Annotated in this window: 1 protein-coding gene; it reads left to right on the forward strand. The window is 36.7% G+C overall.

The genetic code is table 11. The features are described 5' to 3' along the window. Window positions 1-2,499: autotransporter outer membrane beta-barrel domain-containing protein (locus ACFIJW_RS00150; protein WP_375632677.1), on the forward strand; the 2,499-nt coding region annotated here is incomplete at its 5' end. Window positions 2,500-3,140 lie beyond the last annotated feature (641 nt).

A 3,140-nucleotide genomic window follows, 5' to 3' on the forward strand; every position in this document is an offset into this window, starting at 1 on the left:
AAAAATTTTTTGTTATGTACAATTGCTGGAACTTTGATTTTTTCTCATTTCGGTTCAACTTATGCAAATACATCAGCTCCTGAAACTCCTGGAATTTTGGGAAAGATTGAATTAAATAAGGGAGAAGAAAAGACTTTAAATAATGTTCTTGTCCGCGATAAAGGACCTGGAATATTAGCGCATGATAAAGCAGCTATCACAATTGTAAAATCAACAATACACACGGAAATGTCTGCACTTTCTGTATCAGAAGGTGGACGCATTCATGCTAAAGAAATTAAAGCAAATACAGTATACAAAGGTTTAGAAACAAAGAATGGTATAATCAACGTTGAAGATTCAACCATAACCGTCCAACGAGGAGGTGCCGGTGGTATCGTTTTTTATGAAACAAAAGATTCTTCACTGAAAAGTGGAGAAAAAGTTGTCAATAAGGTTGTTCTTAGCAATACAAAACTTCTTGTGAAAAACGGTACCGGTATTCTTGGTCCCTACTGCTCAAGAGCCGTTGCTGAAGTTCAACTTAAAGACTCAAAAATTCGATCTGACGTATTATTGAGAAATAAAACGAAACGTAAATATTATGACAACGATACTCTTCCTGTAACTTTAGCATTAACCGCTGATAATTCAACAATAGAGGGACGAGCAAGAACTTTAAAAGTCAATACAACGGTTTTGACTCTGAATAACAAAAGCAAATGGTACTTAAAGACCTCTCAAGAGGAAGTCGATACTGACTTTAATGTGTTTAACTATGAGCTCAGTGATATTAAACAACGAGCCCTTTCTACCGTTTCAGTACTGAATCTTAATAATAGTTCTATCATATTTAAGACACCACAAGGGCGGGAAAAAGATCATTATCATACCTTGTATGTAGGGCGAACAGCTGAGGTTCGTAGACCTGAGGGAAGTACAATCCCCGATATAGAAAGCACTTATAATACAGTTTACAATGCCACAGGCGATGCAAAAATTTATTTTAATATTGAATGGAGTGATGGTCTAGTAAAAGAACAGCAAAAAGCTGACCGCCTCCTTATACATGGTGATGTATCAGGCAGCACAACAGTCCATATCAAGAACCTTGCGAAAGGTGAGATATTAAAAGCTGAAGATTCTGTGTCTTCGAATATGCGTGGTCTTTCACTCATTCAAGTTTCTGGAAATGCAAATGAAGATTCCTTCAAACTTGCACACGGCTACACCACAATGGGGGGATTGCCCTATAAATATATACTCAAAGCCTATGGTCCAACATCCAGCCATGGGACAGCCGATAGCACACAAAGTCATTTTAGCGGAATATCACAAGAATCAAAAGAAAATACCCTCAAAGACTACACAATCTACACGATATCAGCATCAGGAACAATGATTGAAGGTGTTTCACCAAAAGAGAAAGAAGCGCAAAATACCGGTTCATCATCCCTTGGACAAGCAAACAACGCACAAAACATCTTGGAAAAAAATCAGAATTTCTGGGATTTTCGCTTGCAAAATGCGACTCTCGATAATGAAGGAAAGATCAGAGCTCTCGTTCCTCAAGTGGCAAGCTATTTGTCCATGCCTAACGCACTATTCTCAGCTGGACTGGCTGATATAAACAATCAAAACACTTTACTCAACTCGATGCAGGAAAACACCTTTGAGACAAAAGATCATAAAAACAAAGGAGTCTTCTTCTCAACTTATGGAAATAAGATGACATTATCCTCTCACCGTACGCCATTACAATATGGCTATGGTGCCGATATTCACTATGCAGCTTTACAGTCAGGCATTACATTAGCAGCTCTAGAAGATCAAAATATGACCGCCAATTTCGGTCTTTTGGGGACATATGGGAAATTAGCTTTCACCCCTAAAGACATGGAAGGTGCTGACAAGAGTACACTCAATAAATGGTCAATTACTGCATATAGTGGGCTGCGCCATAATAATGGGATATACATCCATGCGCTCTTCTCCTATGGAATGCTCAAGGGAGATATCACCACAGCTCTCATAGGAAAGACTGCAGAATTGAAAAATGCTGATACATTCAGTGCATCAGCAACCATTGGACAAAAATTCGAAACCAGTAAGAAAGGATTGGTCTTTGAACCACAAGCACAACTTGTTTATCAACGCCTCATGCTTGGCACACTCTCAGATGTCGATGGCTTTGATGTGGATATGGGAAATCCTTATCAATACTTAGTGCGTGTGGGTGGACGCTTAACGCAAACGAAGCTTTCTATTGAAAACGGCGGTATTCTTTCTTTCTATGGTAAACTAAACGTTGTTAAAGCTTTTTCTAACAATGGTACGATACAGATTGGTGAACCATTCCACCTTGATTCTATAGGAGCTGCCCTTGAAGGTGGATTTGGTGTAAATGCACAATTATCACAAAATATCGCCCTTCATGCTGATGTTAACTATCAATATAAGCTTCAAAAAACTGGTATATCTGGAGCAAGCTTTTCAGGTGGAATACGCTATAAGTTTTAAGAAAACGCAAAAAACAATTTATATTCTATTCATTTTAATAAAAGGCAGTGCAAATGTGCTGCCTTTTTACAATCTATCGGAAAGAACCGTTAACAACTATTCTTTCTACCACCTTTCTTGAGCCAATTAATCTCACTCAAACCAAATGTAATAAAATCTGTTATCTCTAAATGAATACTGAATTCTCAAGAGAGCTGCCTTTTTGATTTATAAAAATCAAATGCTTTTAATAAAATTTTTTGTATTTTAAAACACGTAATAAATAATTCTCTGTGTAAGAAAATCAATTAAAAGCTTTTTGTAAGCACACAACAACAGCTTCTCCAAAAACTTTGTAGAGTTTCCATAACAACAGCCTTAAGCAACAAACATCCTTGCAAAATATTTTGTTTCTTAACACTTTTAAACGGAATACTGATCAATCTAGCTTTTCTGCAATTCATAGTTTCTAACTGCAATTTTTATTTTAAAAGCTCTTCTAAAATCATTTTTTTAACGATAAAGAACACGATACAATATTTCGTTTTGTTGTTTACAATAAAAACATAATGATATAGAAGCTGTCTGGGTACTTGCGCCATCAGGGGAATGAAGTAAGCATCAAAGCATACCAAATACTAAAGGCATATCTATGTGTAAGA

Origin of the sequence: Bartonella sp. MM97QHHN, from assembly GCF_042194285.1 — a bacterium.
Classification (GTDB): domain Bacteria; phylum Pseudomonadota; class Alphaproteobacteria; order Rhizobiales; family Rhizobiaceae; genus Bartonella.